This is a genomic window from Sanguibacter massiliensis, from assembly GCF_900240335.1.
Lineage (GTDB): Bacteria > Actinomycetota > Actinomycetes > Actinomycetales > Cellulomonadaceae > Flavimobilis > Flavimobilis massiliensis.
Genome location: NZ_LT964979.1, coordinates 2,413,411 through 2,428,647, shown reverse-complemented (window position 1 = coordinate 2,428,647; position 15,237 = coordinate 2,413,411). Strand labels below are relative to the sequence as shown.

At 71.3% G+C, this 15,237-nt stretch carries 14 protein-coding genes, 1 pseudogene and 1 riboswitch; of the genes and pseudogenes, 2 read left to right on the top strand and 13 right to left on the bottom strand.

Translation table 11 applies throughout. The features are described 5' to 3' along the window. Positions 1-50: 50 nt before the first annotated feature. The 5 genes from C1729_RS11270 to C1729_RS11250 form a co-directional block, all read right to left on the bottom strand. Positions 51-767 carry a hypothetical protein gene (locus tag C1729_RS11270; RefSeq protein ID WP_102510028.1) on the bottom strand — a complete coding sequence of 239 codons (717 nt, stop codon included), beginning with the start codon at positions 765-767 and terminating at the stop codon, positions 51-53. Further along, positions 764-1,153, bottom strand: a complete 390-nt coding sequence (locus tag C1729_RS11265; protein ID WP_102510027.1) for a PadR family transcriptional regulator — start codon at positions 1,151-1,153, stop codon at positions 764-766. Before C1729_RS11265 ends, C1729_RS11270 begins: the two co-directional genes overlap by 4 nt. A gap of 191 nt (positions 1,154-1,344) precedes the next feature. Next, the gene (locus C1729_RS11260; protein WP_102510026.1) at positions 1,345-2,589 is read right to left on the bottom strand and encodes an MFS transporter; all 1,245 of its coding nucleotides are present in this window, start codon (positions 2,587-2,589) and stop codon (positions 1,345-1,347) included. Between the two features lie 283 nt (positions 2,590-2,872). After that, on the bottom strand, positions 2,873-4,447 hold the full coding sequence (locus C1729_RS11255; RefSeq protein WP_102510025.1) for a methyl-accepting chemotaxis protein: 1,575 nt from the start codon (positions 4,445-4,447) through the stop codon (positions 2,873-2,875). Positions 4,448-4,659: 212 nt separating this feature from the next. Then, positions 4,660-5,655 carry an LLM class oxidoreductase gene (locus C1729_RS11250; RefSeq protein ID WP_102510024.1) on the bottom strand — a complete coding sequence of 332 codons (996 nt, stop codon included), beginning with the start codon at positions 5,653-5,655 and terminating at the stop codon, positions 4,660-4,662. A gap of 316 nt (positions 5,656-5,971) precedes the next feature. Then, positions 5,972-6,082, bottom strand: a riboswitch (SAM riboswitch). A gap of 143 nt (positions 6,083-6,225) precedes the next feature. On the opposite strand from C1729_RS11250, the gene C1729_RS11245 reads away from it, so the two are divergent. After that, on the top strand, positions 6,226-8,694 hold the full coding sequence (locus C1729_RS11245) for a DEAD/DEAH box helicase (RefSeq protein ID WP_102510653.1): 2,469 nt from the start codon (positions 6,226-6,228) through the stop codon (positions 8,692-8,694). On the opposite strand, the gene C1729_RS11240 is transcribed toward C1729_RS11245, so the two are convergent. The 4 genes from C1729_RS11240 to C1729_RS14780 form a co-directional block, all read right to left on the bottom strand. Next, entirely contained in the window at positions 8,684-9,271 is a 588-nt protein-coding gene (locus tag C1729_RS11240; protein WP_102510023.1) for a hypothetical protein, read from the bottom strand. The genes C1729_RS11245 and C1729_RS11240 overlap by 11 nt on opposite strands. A 29-nt stretch (positions 9,272-9,300) precedes the next feature. Further along, positions 9,301-10,557: a hypothetical protein gene (locus C1729_RS11235; protein WP_129590742.1), complete on the bottom strand. Its 1,257-nt coding sequence runs from the start codon at positions 10,555-10,557 to the stop codon at positions 9,301-9,303. Between the two features lie 19 nt (positions 10,558-10,576). Then, the gene (locus C1729_RS11230) at positions 10,577-11,290 is read right to left on the bottom strand and encodes an ATP-binding cassette domain-containing protein (protein WP_242493803.1); all 714 of its coding nucleotides are present in this window, start codon (positions 11,288-11,290) and stop codon (positions 10,577-10,579) included. A gap of 722 nt (positions 11,291-12,012) precedes the next feature. Then, complete coding sequence (locus C1729_RS14780; RefSeq protein ID WP_207204609.1) at positions 12,013-12,399, bottom strand: hypothetical protein; 387 nt, start codon at positions 12,397-12,399, stop codon at positions 12,013-12,015. Between the two features lie 183 nt (positions 12,400-12,582). Here C1729_RS14780 and C1729_RS11225 point away from each other — a divergent pair. Continuing rightward, positions 12,583-12,891: pseudogene (locus C1729_RS11225) on the top strand (Zn-binding domain-containing protein); the annotation flags it as partial. Between the two features lie 5 nt (positions 12,892-12,896). On the opposite strand, the gene C1729_RS11220 reads toward C1729_RS11225, so the two are convergent. The 4 genes from C1729_RS11220 to C1729_RS11205 form a co-directional block, all read right to left on the bottom strand. After that, complete coding sequence (locus C1729_RS11220; RefSeq protein ID WP_242493802.1) at positions 12,897-13,325, bottom strand: Rv3654c family TadE-like protein; 429 nt, start codon at positions 13,323-13,325, stop codon at positions 12,897-12,899. After that, a complete protein-coding gene (locus C1729_RS11215) occupies positions 13,322-13,780 on the bottom strand; it encodes a TadE family type IV pilus minor pilin (RefSeq protein ID WP_102510020.1) in 459 nt (152 codons plus the stop codon). The genes C1729_RS11220 and C1729_RS11215 overlap by 4 nt, the downstream gene beginning before the upstream one ends. After that, positions 13,780-14,040 (bottom strand): DUF4244 domain-containing protein, encoded by a 261-nt coding sequence (locus tag C1729_RS11210; RefSeq protein ID WP_102510019.1) that lies wholly within the window; start codon positions 14,038-14,040, stop codon positions 13,780-13,782. Before C1729_RS11210 ends, C1729_RS11215 begins: the two co-directional genes overlap by 1 nt. A 204-nt stretch (positions 14,041-14,244) precedes the next feature. Beyond that, entirely contained in the window at positions 14,245-15,159 is a 915-nt protein-coding gene (locus C1729_RS11205; protein ID WP_102510018.1) for a hypothetical protein, read from the bottom strand. Positions 15,160-15,237: the final 78 nt, after the last annotated feature.

Here is a 15,237-nt window from a genome sequence, read left to right as displayed (position 1 = left end):
GCCCGCGCCGGAGGCGCTTGGCCGCTCCGCGTATCCCGCGGTACGTGCCGTCAGGCAGTGAGCGCGGCGATGATCGCGAGGACGATCGTGCCGAGCGGCATGAGGAACGCGGAGAACGGCAGCCGCAGGCGCGCCGAGCGGGGATCCGACGGCCCGACGATGTCGTCGGGTGCGCCCAGGGTTCGGACGCTCCGCGTCGTGCCAACGACGAGCAGCAGCGCGGCCACGACAAGCACCGGAACCACCGGGAGGCTCACGACGACCGTCCGCCACAGCACCGACGGCAGCACGACCGCCGTGAGCGAGGCGCCGAGAATGATCGACGCGAGCCCCGGACGTTCGACGACGGTGCGCATGGCCCACGTGGACTTCACCCCCAGCGCGGCGACGATCCCCAGCAAGAGCACGACCATGAGCAGCATCCCTCCCGTGACGTTGACGGGCTCGCCGCGGACGAGGCCCCGGACGGCCGCGGGAACGGCGAAGAGCGCGACGAGCTGCAGCCCGGACCACACCCCGCCCCACCGGATCTCCGACTCAAGGCTCTCGTCGGGCGCGAGTTCGAGCGACTGTGCGTACGCCACGGGGTCGCCGAACGCCTCCGCTGCCGGCTCCCCGGCCTCGGCGCAGTGCGACTCAACCTCCGCGAGCGCGTCGCCGATGAGGGTGCCGGGCACGCCGTGCACCCGGAGGGCGAGGACGAACGCGTCGAGCCACGACGGCTCGACGTGCGGGGCGAGGGCCGCAGGGTCAGGGGTGCGTGTCACGGGAGGACCTCCGTCGTCGGGGGGTGCGTGGGGCTGGCGCCGGGCTCGGCGGCGTCGTCGGGCATGAGGATGGCGAGCGTCGTCGTCGTGAAGGCGCCCCAGAGCGTGCTCGCGTCGGCGAGGGCCTCGCGGCCTGCTGCGGTGAGCTCGTAGTACTTGCGGCCTGGGCCGCCGTCGCCGGCGCGCCACTCGACGGTGACGCGGCCAGCGGTCTCGAGGCGGCCGAGAAGCGGGTAGAGGGTGCCGCCCTTGAGACGGCCGAGGCCGAGCTCGTCGAGCCGTTCGGCGATCGCGTAGCCGTACGTCGGGCCGTCGGCGAGCACGCGCAGGACGCAGGTCTCGAGGACTCCGCGGAGCCACTCGGCGGGCCAGGTCGTGTCGTTCATGGCTAGACAGTAACGCAATCTAGTCAGCCACGCCACCTACAGGGACGGACCTCCGCTCCACCCCGCGACGGGGTGCGGGCCGTCTCGGCAGGCGCCCACCCGCAAGCTTGTGCCCTACCCGAGAGTCGAGACCTGCGGGTAGGGCACAAAGCCGCGGGTAGGCGCCTCGAGGCGCGGCGGAACCTGCGCGGTCAGGTGGCGGCAGGGGCGCGGCGCTCGAGTGCGACGTTGGCCAGGCCCAGCACGACAAGCAGCACCGCCGACACGAGCGGCAGGACCATCGCCAGCCCCGCACCCTGCGCCTCCGCCAGCTGGCCCGTCACCGCCGACGCGACCGCCTGCGCGAGGCTCAGCGCCGCCGTTGTCAGCGTCATCGTCGTCGCCGCACGCCCCTGCGGGCTGCGCGCCGACGCCATCGACAGCACCGTGACGAGCACCGGCCCGACGCCGAGCCCCATGAGCAGCAGCGCGAGGATCGGCGACGCCCCCGCCGCGAGCGTCGCGTAGAGCGCCGACGACACGATGATGACCGTGCCGAACACGACCCAGCGCCAGCGCGGCGCGAACGCCCGCGGCAGCAGCGCCACCCCGAGCGCGAGCACGGCCGACGTCAGACCCATCGCGCCGTACGCGAGCCCCGCCTCGTCACCGCGCCCCTGCTCCCCCATGAAGGCGGTGAGCGACGTGAGCGTCGTCCCGAAGAACAGGCCGACGGCGAACGCCCCGCCGACGACGACGAGCACCCGCGCCCGCACGATCTCGCGCAGCGGCGCACGTTCCTCGGTCGCATGGCCGACGGCCCGCACGGCCGCCGTCGGGTGCAGCGCGAACGCGACGACGGCGGTGAGGCTCAGCGCAGCAGCGACCGCGAGCGGCAGCCACGGTGCGACCATCGCGGCGAGCACACCGACGAGCACGGGGCCGATGACGAACGCCGTCTCGTCGATCGCCGACTCGTACGACATGACGTGCGCGAACGTCGACACCCGCTTCTCCGGGACGACGCGCGCCCCGACGATCGTCACGAGCCGCGTCCGCGACAGCGGCGCGACCTGCGGGACCGTCGCCCCCGCGAGGAACGCGACGGCGACGACGAGCGGGCGCGTCGCGTCCGTGTGGACGACGAGCGGCACGACGGCGACGGCCACCGCGTTGAGCAGACCCACGACGGGCACGACGCGGCGCTGCCCGTGCCGGTCGACGAGCCCGCCGACGAACGGTCCCGCGAGCACGACACCCACACCGACGGCGCCCGACGCGAGGCCGCCGAGCGCGACCGACCCGGTGACGGTCGCGACGTACGTGAGGACGCCGACGACGACCATGGCGAACGGCAGGCGAGCGATCGCGGCGACCGGGTAGTAGCCCCAGCCCGTCGCGCGGACGAGCGAGGGCGCGAGCTGCGGCGGGGCGGGCGTGGACGTGGTGGTGCTCATGCGCGGGGTCCTTCTCGTGCAGGGGCGGTGCCGCCTTGCTGCTGGAGCAGGTGATGCACGTGGGCGGAGGACTCGTCCGCGGCCTGGTGGCGTCGGCGGGGTCCTGCCGGGGTGCTGTCGGCACCGCCGTCGACGCTAGCACGGAACCCTGTCCCGGCTCCGTGACGCCGGCCACCACACCGGTGGCGCGGCCGGCGTCACCTGGTTGCGGGTCGGACCCGCGCGGACGACGCGACGCCTGCCCGGGTGCCTGCGCAGACGCCCGGGCAGGTGTCCCGGGACGTCAGGCGTCCGCGCCGACCGTGCTCGCGAGGCGGTGCGACGTCGCCGCGAGCTCCTGCGCGGCGTCGCGGATCGTCACGACCTCCTGCGTCGTGCGGGCGGCGGCGACCTCGACGTCGTCGAGCGTCGCGGCGACCGCGCGCGAGCCCTCGGCGACGTCGGCGACGGCCGCGGCCATCGACGCGGTCGTCGCGGTCTGCTCCTCGACGGCGCCCGCGATCGTCGTCTGGTGGTGGCTGATCTCCCCGACGACGACCGTGATCTGCCCGATCTCGTCCGCGGCCCTCGCGACGGCCTCCTGGATCGCGTCGATGCGTCCGGCGATGTCGCCCGTCGCGCGTGCGGTCTCCTGGGCGAGGTCCTTGACCTCGCTCGCGACGACCGCGAAGCCCTTGCCCGCGTCGCCCGCGCGCGCGGCCTCGATCGTCGCGTTGAGCGCGAGGAGGTTCGTCTGCTCGGCGATCGACGTGATGAGCTTGACGACCGAGCCGATCTCGGCCGACGACTCGCCGAGCGCCCCGACGGTGCGGTTGGAGCGGTCGGCCGCGTCGACGGCCTTGTCGGCGATGCGCGCGACCTCGCCCGCGTGCCGCGCGATCTCGGAGATCGACGCGCCCATCTGCGAGGCTCCGGCTGCGACCGCGTCGATGCCGTCGCTCACGGTGCGCGCCGCGGTGCGGGCGTTCGCGACCTGGCTCGCCGACACCTCGGCGGCACCTGCGAGGCCGTCGCCGGCGACGACGAGCCCGTCGGCGGCGCCGAGCAGCCCGTCGGACACCTCCCGGACGCCGCGTGCGACGTCGGCGTTGCGGTCGAGCGCGCCGTTGAGCGCGTGCGCGAGCCGGTCGAGCTCGGTCCGCCCCTCGCCCACGGGCAGGCGCACGTCGGCGTCGCCCTCGGCGAGCACCTCGGTCGCCCGCGTGAGGGGCACGACGACGCTGCGCGCGACGACGAGCGAGCCCGCGCCGACGAGCACGACGATGAGCCCGGCGACGGCGAGGAGCCCGCGGGCGTCGGCGAGCGCGTCCGCGCGGACGTCGTCGATGTACACGCCCGATCCGATGACCCAGCCCCACGGCTCGTAGCCCGCGACGTAGGAGATCTTCGGCTGCGGGTCCTCGGACCCGGGCTTGGGCCACTGGTAGTCGACGAAGCCGGCGCCGTGGGCGCGGACGACGTCGACGAACTCGACGAAGATGCGGGTGCCGTCGGGGTCGGTGTTCTGCGAGAGGTCGGTGCCGTCGAGCTTGGGGTTCGTCGGATGCATGATCATCGTCGGGCCCATGTCGTTGATCCACAGGTACTCGTCGCCGAGGTAGGTCATGCGGGCGACGGCTGCGGCCGCGGCGGTCTGCGCCTCGGCGAGCGTCATGACCCCGGAGGTCGCGAGCTCGCCGAAGTGTTCGACGGCGCCGAGGGCGGTCTCGACGACGGCCTGCGTCGTCGCGCGGCGCTCGGTGACGATGCGCGACTCGGTCCGGACGATCGAGGCGGCAGCCGTGGCCGCGAGGCCGAGCGTCATGAGGACGACGAGGAGGACGAGCTTGCGGACGATCGTGAGCCTGGTCAGGACCATGGGCGGTGCCTCTCCGGGACGGACATGATGCGCGTCTCATCGGCTGCCGTACGTCCGTGGTGAGGTTTTTCCCGGTGCGGACCTGGGTGAGGTCTCGGCCCCGTGCCGCACCTGTGCCTCCAAGCGGCCCCACCTCCCGTGAGAATGCGTCCGCGCAGGTGGCTGCGGGGAGCAGCCACCTGCGCGGAGGCGTCGACGGGGTGCGGGACGGGCTAGTGGCCCGAGCGCGTGAGCGCGCCGACCGAGCTCGTGATGCCGAGCGTCTCGCGGAGGGTCGCGCCCGGGTAGGCGTCGCGGAAGAGGCCGCGCGCGCGGAGCACAGGGACGACGCCGTCGACGAGCCCGGTGACGTCGGCGACGAGCGACGACGGCGTGACGACGAAACCATCGACGGCGCCCGCGGCGTGCCACTCCTCGATGAGGTGGGCGAGGTCGAGGGGCGTGCCGACCTGGATGATCGAGCCGGAGTGCGCGGCGACGACCTCGGTGCCCTCGAACGCGTCGAGGAGGTCGAGACGGGCCTCCGCGCTCGCCCGGTCGGGGCCGGTGACGGCGAAGAGGTCGACGAGCACGAGCACGTCGTCGGCGGCACGGCCGGCCTCGACCGCGGCGGTCCGGACGGTGCGGCGCTGCTCGAGCGCGTCCTCGAGGGTGTGGGCGCCGATGCGGACGACGTCCGCGAGACGGCCCGCGCGCTCGAGGTGCGCGCGGTTGCGGACGGAGACGACGGTCGGCGCGATCGACGACACCTGGCGGGTGACAGCCTGGACGAGGCGGTCGGGCGTCGAGCCGTCGACCTGCCAACCTGCGCGCCCACCCGAGTTCCGGGAGATCGTCTGGAGGGCCGTCGCGACGTGGCCGGGCTCGTTGGACTCGGGCGAGATCGTCGCGACGAGGCCGAGGCGGTCGGTGATGCGGCCGAGGCGGGAGGTGATGACGGCAGCGTCGAGGCGGCCGCGGAGCAGGCCGATGGTCTCGGGCTGGAGCCGGAAGTCGTCGCTGATGGCGACGAGGTCGAGGGTTCCGCGCTCGGCGGTGCGCACGAGATCGTTGAGGCGCTCGGCGTTGAGCGCGCCCACGGGCGCGGGGACGGGCAGGGGGCTCGAGAAGCGGCGGGCGCCGGCGGCGGTGAGGTCGAGGCCGAGGTGGATCCGGGCGCGCTCGTTGAGTGCGGGGTTCGTGGCGTTGGTGCGGTTCTGCGAGGTCATGGCTGTGCCTTCCGGGCAGGGACGACCCGCCCGGCGGCGCGTCGTGGCGCTCGGCGGGAGGGGCTCGTGCAAGGAGTGTCGTGGTCCCGCGCGACGGCGGGTGTGGTCCGGGCGGCGCGTGGCGCCGGCGTGGACGGGGGCGCGCGAGCTGGTCGCGGGCCGGGTGCTCAGACGGTGGTCGCGCTGGTCAGCGCTGACAGCACCGGTCGGCACAGGTCGACATACACATGCACATTCGGGCCTGACGGGTCGCCGCGAGGGTTCGCTGCCATCCTGCCTGGTGCATCGTGCTCTCCTGTCCGCGCCGCACGTGGCGGCTGCGCTCGTTGCCCCGTCCACGGCGGACGGAGCCTGGTCCTCACCCGGAGCACCCCCGCGCGGGGGTTGCTGGTCAGCCAGCCGGGGCTTGGCGCTGACGCTCATGACCTGAGGTTGATCGTTCCCTTTCGGAGAAGCGCCACGAGGCGCTCACCGCAAGTGTTTCGAAACTAGGACCTTGGTCATGAGCGTGTCAACGGTTCGGGCCGATTCATCCCACCCTTCGGGACGTGCGCACGGTGGGAGGATGTGCTGGTGCCCACCGACCTTCTCGACGTGCTCCTCGCGGGCGGCCGCCGTGACGCCCGTGCGACGCACGTCGAGCACGTGCCCGCCCGCGCCGGCACGCACGCCGACTGGCCCGTCTGGGCGGACCGCGACCTCGTCGCGGGCTACCGCGCGCTCGGCGTCGAGCGCCCCTGGCGCCACCAGGTCGAGGCCGCAGACGCAGCGTGGGCGGGGCGGCACACGGTCATCGGCACGTCGACGGGCTCGGGCAAGTCCCTCGCCTTCTGGCTGCCCGCGCTCACTTCGGTGCGCGTTGACCACGCCCGCGGCACGTTCGACCCGGGCCGCATCGAGTCGGTCCGCGCCCGCGGCTCGGTCCTCTACCTGTGCCCGACGAAGGCGCTCGCCGCCGACCAACTCGTCGGCCTCGAGCAGTTGCTCGCTGCCGCGGGCACGCCCGACCTCAAGGTCGCGACGTGCGACGGCGACACCCCGTACGAGGAGCGCCGCTGGGTCCGTGACCATGCGGACGTCGTCCTCACGAACCCCGACTTCCTGCACTTCGCGCTCCTGCCGCAGCACGCGCGCTGGGCGCGGCTGCTGCGCTCGCTGCGATACGTCGTCGTCGACGAGGGTCACGCGTTCCGCGGTGTGCTCGGGGCGCACGTCGCGCTCGTGCTGCGCCGCCTGCGGCGGCTGTGCGCGCACTACTCGGGGCGGCCCGAGGGCCCGACGTTCGTCGTCGCGTCGGCGACGAGCGCGGAGCCCGCGCGGACGACGGCGCGCCTCGTGGGTGTCGACCAGGAGGATGTCGTCGCGGTGACCGCGGACACGGCGCCGACCGGTCGTCGAACGTTCGTCCTGTGGGAGCCGGCGGAGCTGCCCGGCACGGACGCGGGCGTCGACGACGGCTTCGTGACGTTCACGCCCGGGGAGGCGCCCGACGAGTGGTGGGTCGACGCGCCCGAGGAGACTGAGCCGCGGCCTCGCCGCTCGGCGACCGCGGAGGCCGCCGACCTCCTCGCGGACCTCACGTCGGCGGGCGCGCGGACGCTCGCGTTCTGCCGGTCGCGGCGCGGCGCGGAGTCGGTCGCGATGTCCGCGCAGCGTGCGCTCACGGCAGTCTCCCCGCGACTTGGTGGCGCGGTCGCGGCGTACCGGGGCGGCTACCTGCCCGAGGAGCGCCGCGAGCTCGAGGACGCGATCCGCTCGGGCCGGCTGCGGGCGCTCGCGACGACGAACGCCCTTGAGCTCGGCGTCGACATCTCGGGGCTCGACGCGGTGCTCGTCGTCGGTTGGCCGGGCACGCGCATGTCCATCTGGCAGCAGGCGGGGCGCGCCGGGCGGGCGGGGGCCGACGGTCTCGTCGCGTTCGTCGCGCGCGAGGACCCTCTCGACACGTACCTCGTCCATCATCCCGAGGCGATCTTCGACGCCCCGCTCGAGGCGACGGTCTTCGACCCTGGCAACCCGCACGTGCTCGCACCGCACCTGTGCGCGGCCGCGGCCGAGCTGCCGCTGCGCGAGGACGAGCTCGACGCGTTCGGGCCGCACGCCCGCGAGGTGCTCGACGTGCTCGAGCGGCGGGGCGCCCTGCGTCGCCGCCCGACGGGCTGGTTCTGGACGCACCCGACGTCGGCCGCGGGTCTCACCGACCTGCGCGGCTCGGGCGGTGAACCGGTGCGCGTCGTCGAGGACGGCACGGGCCGCATGCTCGGCACGGTCGACGCGGCGGGCGCCGACGGGTCGGTCCACACGGGCGCGGTGTACGTCCACCAGGGCACGTCGTACGTTGTGCGGGAGCTCGACCTCGAGGACAAGGTCGCTCTCGTCGGGCGCAAGGACGTCGACTACGGCACGTGGTCGCACGACATCACGACGATCGCCGTGCACGACGGCGCGCGCGAGCGCATGTGGACCGCGGGCGGCCGCTCGGTGCGCTGGGGCCTCGGCGACGTCGACGTGACGACGCAGGTCGTCTCCTACACGAAGCGTCGCCTGCCGGGCCTCGAGATCGTCTCGAACCACGACCTCGACCTGCCGCCGCGCACGCTGCCGACGACCGCCGTGTGGTGGACGGCGCCGGCCGACGTCCTCGAGGCGGCGGGGGTCACGGCCGAGCTCGCGCCGGGTGCGCTCCACGCGGCCGAGCACGCGTCGATCGGCCTGCTGCCGCTGCTCGCGACGTGCGACCGCTGGGACCTCGGCGGTGTCTCGACGGCCATGCACGTCGACACGGGTGAGGCGACGGTCTTCGTGTACGACGCCTACCCGGGCGGCGCGGGCTTCGCGGAGCGTGGCTTCGAGCTCGGTGCGACGTGGCTGCGCGCGACGCGCGAGTCGATCGCGGACTGCCCGTGCCAGGCAGGCTGCCCGGCGTGCGTGCAGTCGCCCAAGTGCGGCTCGCAGAACAACCCGCTCGAGAAGGATGCGGCGGTGCGCCTGCTCGACGCGGTGCTCGCGTGCGCGCCAGGTGGGCATGTCATGCGGTGAGGATCGTGCTGCGACGGAGGTAGCCGGGGCTACGTGGGTCCCAGATCGCCACCGTGAGGCCGACAGTCGCGACCAGCCCGACGACGCAAAGCTGGAAGGTGGTGGCATTGCCAAAGACGAGCCCGTAGAAGGAAAAAGGCGAGTCATCAATCGGGGACAACACGGCCCCACCGAGGAGGACGACGACCGGAATCCAACCGTAGGCGACTCCGGCGAGCGCCGCTGCGGCGAGCGCGACGCCCCCGAAGAGCATGAAGTTTCTCACCGAGGGAACGAACACGCTCGTCGCCGAGAGGTAATCACCGAGCCATAGCGCGCCAAGCGCGATCACCACGACACAGAGGAACGACATCGCCCGCGCGACATGCACTCGCGCACATCTCACGATCACCGGCGAGGTAGCTGTCCCGTGGCTGGCACCGCAGGCGACGGCAAAGATGACCGGGACTAGGACCATTACCGGGATCTTGGGCTCGAACGTGATGGGTCCGAGCTCATCAATCGTTCCAGAGTGGTATACGGCGGTCACGACGAGACCGAGCACGAGCAGCGGGATGACGTCATAGAGTCCTCCCACACGCACAATGACTCGGGCAGCTCTCAGTGCTACTGGAACGCGTAAGTACATGTTCGAAACTCGTCAAGCAGTGCGGCCGCGGCCGTAGGAGAAAGTGGATCGCCGACGAAACCGTTCGCTTCGCCTTGTCCAGGCTCGACGAGGTCGACCCAGGTCGCGGTGAGAGCAAGAAGGTCGGACCAGTACCTCTCCGAGGGAGGAAGTTCGCCTCGCACCTGAGGGCAGTGCACGGGTTCTACGAGCCCCTGAACGACTTCCCACGTCGTCGGACGCAAGCCTGACAAGTGGTCCGACGAGATGAACACGGTTCCGACCCCGGGATCCACGGCTGCGGGGAGAATTGTACGACTCGCCTCGGCCACGCGCGCCGGGACGAGCGCGCCGTATCCGGAGTCCTGCGCCGCACCGAATGCTGTCCAGAGCACGTCCTGGAAGGCCTTCGAGACCCGCGCGTGCTGCCGGTAATAACAGGTCGGAACTCCGATGACTGATGCACAGTAATCAGGCTGAGCCGCGACCGGCTCGAGACGCTCTACCGGCGCGAATGACGTCCCGACCGTCACCGCAGCGACAACGAGCCCGGCGATAGCCGCGTCACCACCCCTCGGCCGAGATGAGCCAACTGCACCCGCGGGCCGGATCGCATGGAGAGCGATAGTCACTGCAAGCAGAAAGAGCACCTGGATGGTCAGGAACGTCGCACTATAGGCATACCCAACCCTGGGTACGGTGGCGACTCCGCTGTCGAGCAGCGACATCGAGCCACCGGGGGTTCCGAACGCGTATACGCACGCGAACGAAGCGAGCGCCGCTGAGATGCCTCCGAGTACAGGCCGAAGGAAGCGTCCCATCAGGGAACCTAATGCGGCGAAGAACGCAATCATCGAAAGCTGCGCCAGGATCGCCACGATCGTGGACGGATCCCACACCCACCCGGCACCCAAGCGGAAGGACGGGTAGAACGAGATCCCCAGAGCACCGGCGAGGACAAGAAGGTGCACGGCACCGATGCCTATGGCGTAGGACAGACCAACAGCGAAGCCAGGGGTGCGCCAGAACCGTTGTCCGGCCAAGTACTCGCTGCCAACACTGAGACGAGCCGTGTCGATGGCGGCGAAACCTGCGACAAGCGGGCCGACCGCGACGAACGACACGCTAATCCAGTCAATCGTCCACACGACGTCGCCACGCCACATCGCGCCTCGTTGAAACGCCGAAGCAACCTCGACACCGAGGACGACCACCGCCGCCCAAAAGAGCAGACCGCGACGCAGGACAAACTGCACCGGCCGAAACGCTCGAGACCTATGCGACACGCCACGCCACCTCCTCGTGCACGGCGGATAGAAAGCCCTTCTCGACCGCCTCCGTAGAGATCTCGACTAGCCCGACACCCTCGACGAGACCAACGGTGGGCCCGTCATATCGCAACTCACCCTCTGCCAGAACGTGGACCCACGACGCAACCGCCGCGACGTCCTCGCACAGGTGGGTCGACATAACGACTACGGTGTCGCGGGACAGGTCGGTAATCAACGCGCGCAGCTCTGCTCTCTGCATCGGGTCCAGCCCGACAGTCGGCTCATCCAGGACGAGGAGGTCGACTCCCCCCAAGATCGCCTGGGCGACACCGAGCCGACGCACCATTCCGCCCGAGAGCGCACCAATCCGTGTCGCGGCCTTGTCGTGCAGGCCGACCCGCTCGAGCGCCTCATCTACATCCTGGCCAGTGAGTCTCCTGCGCCGTGAGGAACGACACCAAGCGACAAAGCTCAGATAGTCGCGCGTCGGGACATTCTTCGGCCCGACGAAATCCTGGGGGAGGTATCCGATCGCCCCATGTGGCGCGACGCGGGCCCCAGACAGACGCACGGTCCCGCTCGTCGGAGCCTCTGTGCCGACGAGAACACGGATGAGAGTCGACTTTCCGGCACCATTCGCCCCAAGGAGGGCCGTGACCCCGACGCCCAATTCTGCGGAGACCGGCCCCAGAGTGAAATCTCGGTACCGTCTCGTCACATCCGTAAGAGTTACTGCAGGCACTTCAGCTCCAGTCCAATAACGCCTCGCCGGCAAGGACGACACCAAGCACAATGATTGATCACGACTCGAAACTATCCGCATCGGAGGGGACGGCTCCAGTGCAGCTGTCAAATCTCACGGGAACATCGATACACAACTGAAAAACTCCACGACCCCGGTCCGAACCCTGGTTATAGCCCGAGGACTTGGTCGGAGATGACGTCCACGAGTTCATTGTGTAGTTGAGTCCATCCGCACGCCCTAGGTACTTACCTGGGTAGAACTGCCTGGCACAATTAACGGTAGCGGACACCGAGGCGCCTTTATACTCGACCTGCATTGCAGCACTTTCACAGGTTCCGGCGTTGAACTCACTCCACCCCTTAAGATAGGCTCTATGATTGTCAGCGTCGACAAACCTATTGTAGGCATAGCTATACAGTCGCATGCCATTGGACCCGCGCGCCATCTTAATGTACCCGTAGGCCGAGGCAGTGCTTCCGTAGCTCTTGACAACAAGCGGATTGCTGGCGCGATTCCATTATGAAGCCGTATTGATGGCCTCGGCAACGCCCGCGGTCATTCCGCCCATAACTACGCCTAGCACCAATACGTAAACGAAACGCCTGACCATGCCAAACCCCGCCAGTTTACGCCGCATCATGCCACATCATCCCCTCGGGAATACCACAACTGAACCAGTGACTTTTCATGCACATTCATAGTTTCTTGGAGTGGGTTTTGTTTGAACTGCATGGGTCGGATCGCCAGGGCACGTCCAGGCAGGTTGCCAGGCTGCCGCTCACCTTGCTCGCCCCCCACCTATTCATCCGATCCAGCGCAGCCCAACGGAAATCCGTCCAGGAGCCAGACACCTTGTTGTCGTGACTTGTGTGCACCTCGCCAATCTCGACGAGTGAGTAGGCCCAAGATGACAATCTGACGTAGACCTTGTGATCGTCTGCATCGACGATCTTGTACTTGGTGCGCCAGGTGCGGGACTCAAAATCTCCCCCGACCTTCGTAGCATCCCACTCCCCAAACGTGCTGGCACTGCTACCGAAGCCCTTGACGGTCTGCGGCGACGACGTGGTCGCATAGGCCACTGCCGCAGCACCCGCTTGCGGCGCTAGCAGCGCTACTACGCAAAAACATAGAAGAACCGAGAACCTTCGCTTAATATGGAGAGTTGCGCCTCATGAGATGTCTGACATGCCGGACATGTTAATGCCGACCCGGGATCGCGTCAACTTCGGGACTATAGTCCTGTAGGTGTTATCTAATCCCTGACGCGCGGCCGCTGGGACCTCGGCGGCGTCTCGACCGCGATGCACGTCGACACGGGCGAGTCAACGGTCTTCGTGTACGACGCCTACCCGGGCGGCGCGGGCTTCGCGGAGCGTGGCTTCGAGCTCGGCGCGACGTGGCTGCGCGCGACGCGCGAGTCGATCGCGGACTGCACGTGCCAGGCGGGCTGCCCCGCATGCGTGCAGTCACCCAAGTGCGGCTCGCAGAACAACCCGCTCGAGAAGGACGCCGCGGTGCGGCTGCTCGACGCGGTGCTCGCGTGCGCGCCGGGCGGGCACGTCCTGCGCTGAGGCGGTCATCGGGCACCTGCCTGCTCGGCGTCGCGCACCCACGCCGGACCTGCGCGTGCGGTGGCGGTGCGCGGCCCGGCGACGCGCGCGGGCGCGCCGCGCGGCGACCTGCGCACGGTGACCTCGACGACGCCGAGCCCGTCGACGTCGCACGTGACGATCTCAGCGCCGTTGCGGGTCGCAGCCTCGGCTGCGACCGTGCACGGCACGTCCCCGCGCCACGATGTTGCGGCCGCCTGCGCGCCCGCGAGCGCCGCCAGGTCTGCGGCCGACGAGGTCGCGGCGCCGAGCGCCCGCGCCGACGCCGTGAGGGCGAGCGTCCCGGCGAGCACCGCGGCGACGGCGAGCACCGCGAGGAGCAAGACGGAGGCGCTGCCGTCGTCGGGCACGCGGGCCGGTCCGTCGACGCCCCACCCGTCGAGCCGGCGGCTCACCGGCCGAACGGATCGGTGACGGCAACGCCCGCGGCGCGTCCGGTCCCGCGTCCGCGCGCACCCGGAGCCGCCCTGCCTCGTCCGCAGCAGGGTCCCTCGGCCGCCGCGACCGCGGTTGCGGTGACGCCGAGCGCGCCGGGCGGGCCGCGTCCGTCGCCGACGCCGCGCCGGACGGTGACGCTCGCCCAGCCGTCGGCCATGACGAGATCGACGGACGCCGTCGCGCCTGCGACGCGGCGGGCTGCCGCGACGGCGTCGGGCTCGGCGAGCCCGAGCGCTGCGGCGCGTGCGCCCGCCCGCGCGCCGTCGAGCACGCTCAGGTGCGCGACGCCGACGGCCGCGACGGTGAGGACGACGAGGAGCGCGACGACGACGACCGGCAGCACGACCGCGACCTCGGCCGTGACGGACCCGCGGTCGTCGCGGCGGGGTCGCGGTCGTGGCTGGCCGCTCATCAGATCGTCAGCGCCTGCTTGACGATCTTGAGGAGCATCGTGCGCACGTCGCTGCTCGCGAGGATCGTCACGAGGAGGCCGGCGAGGCCGACGGCCGCGATGATCGTCACGGCGTACTCGGCGGTCGCGGCGCCGCGCTCGCGGTGGGCGCGCAGCTGGGCGACGGTTGTCGCGAGCCAGCCGCGGACGGGGGCGTCGTCCGCCCCGGTGGTCTCAGGGTGCTCGGCGGGCGGGTCGGGGACGAGCGTCAGGGCACTCATGGGTCCTCCTCGGGTCGGCGGCCGGGGCCGCGGTTCGTGCGGGCCGGGCGGCTCGCGGAGCACCACGGTGGGCCGTGCGGGGAGGTCACGGAAGGGGCGCGGCGAGATCCGTGGACGTGGTTCCCGCCGCCCTCTCCTGTGGGCAGCCCTGCACGCCGGCGCATCCGGGCACGGGACGGTCGCCGCCCCGCACGCGCCGGGGCGTCAGGCCTCGACGAACCCGTCCCCGGTGAGGATCGTGCCGGTGCACGCGTCACGCATCGCGTGCGCGAGCCGCGTGATCGTCGGCAGCACCCGGCGCCGGGCGATCGCGTCGACGGCCTCGCCTCCCTCGTGCTCGGGCTGCCACGTGAACTCGTACGCGAACGGACCGTGGTCGCGCCACGGGAGCTCGAGCAGCGCGGGTGGCTCGAGCTCGGCGCGGTACATGCGCAGGACGACGGCCCCGTCGAACGCGGTGCGCCCGAGGAGCGTGAACCCGAGGGCACCGACGACGCCGCGGTGGCGTTCGGCGACGTTGTCGAGGCTCGTCCGCAGACCGTGCCGGACGAGCAGGTCGAAGGCCTGCTGGACGTCGACGAGCATGGGTGAGAAGAGGGTGCGCCACCCGCCGCGGACGCTCTCGGACCGGTCGAGCCCGGTCGCACGGACGTCGGCCCACGCCCGCTCTGCGGCCTCGCGCACGCCCGCGTCGGGGCCTGCGCCGGGAGCGCGGCACGCATGCTCGACGGCTGCGACGAGTGCGCCCGCCGCCGGGTGGGCAGGTGTGCCGGTCGCCCCTGCGGTGTGCGCGGCGACGGCGCGCGCCCACGCGCGGGCGACCGACCCGGTACTCCCGTCCTCGTCGACCTCGGTGACCCACCACGTCACCTCGTCGTCGCGCGCGGTCGGGAAGGGCCCGACGACGCGTACACCGTCAGCGACCTCGAGGAGCCCGAGCGCACCGTTCTCGTCGGTGGCCGGCGCTCCCCGGAACCGCGCCCCGACGAGTGCCTGCGCGGGACGGGGGGCGAGCGGTTCGCGCAGCCACGTGGCGTGCGGGAACCAGGCGCGCGCAAGCGTACGCACGTCGATGGTGCGGGGGACGACGAGGGCGGTGCAGCTCACCTGGACGCTCACGGACGGGCTCCTTCCACGCGGGGCGCGGTTCCGCGTCCGACGCTAGGTGGAGCGTGCTTCCGTCATGTTTCGGCGGCG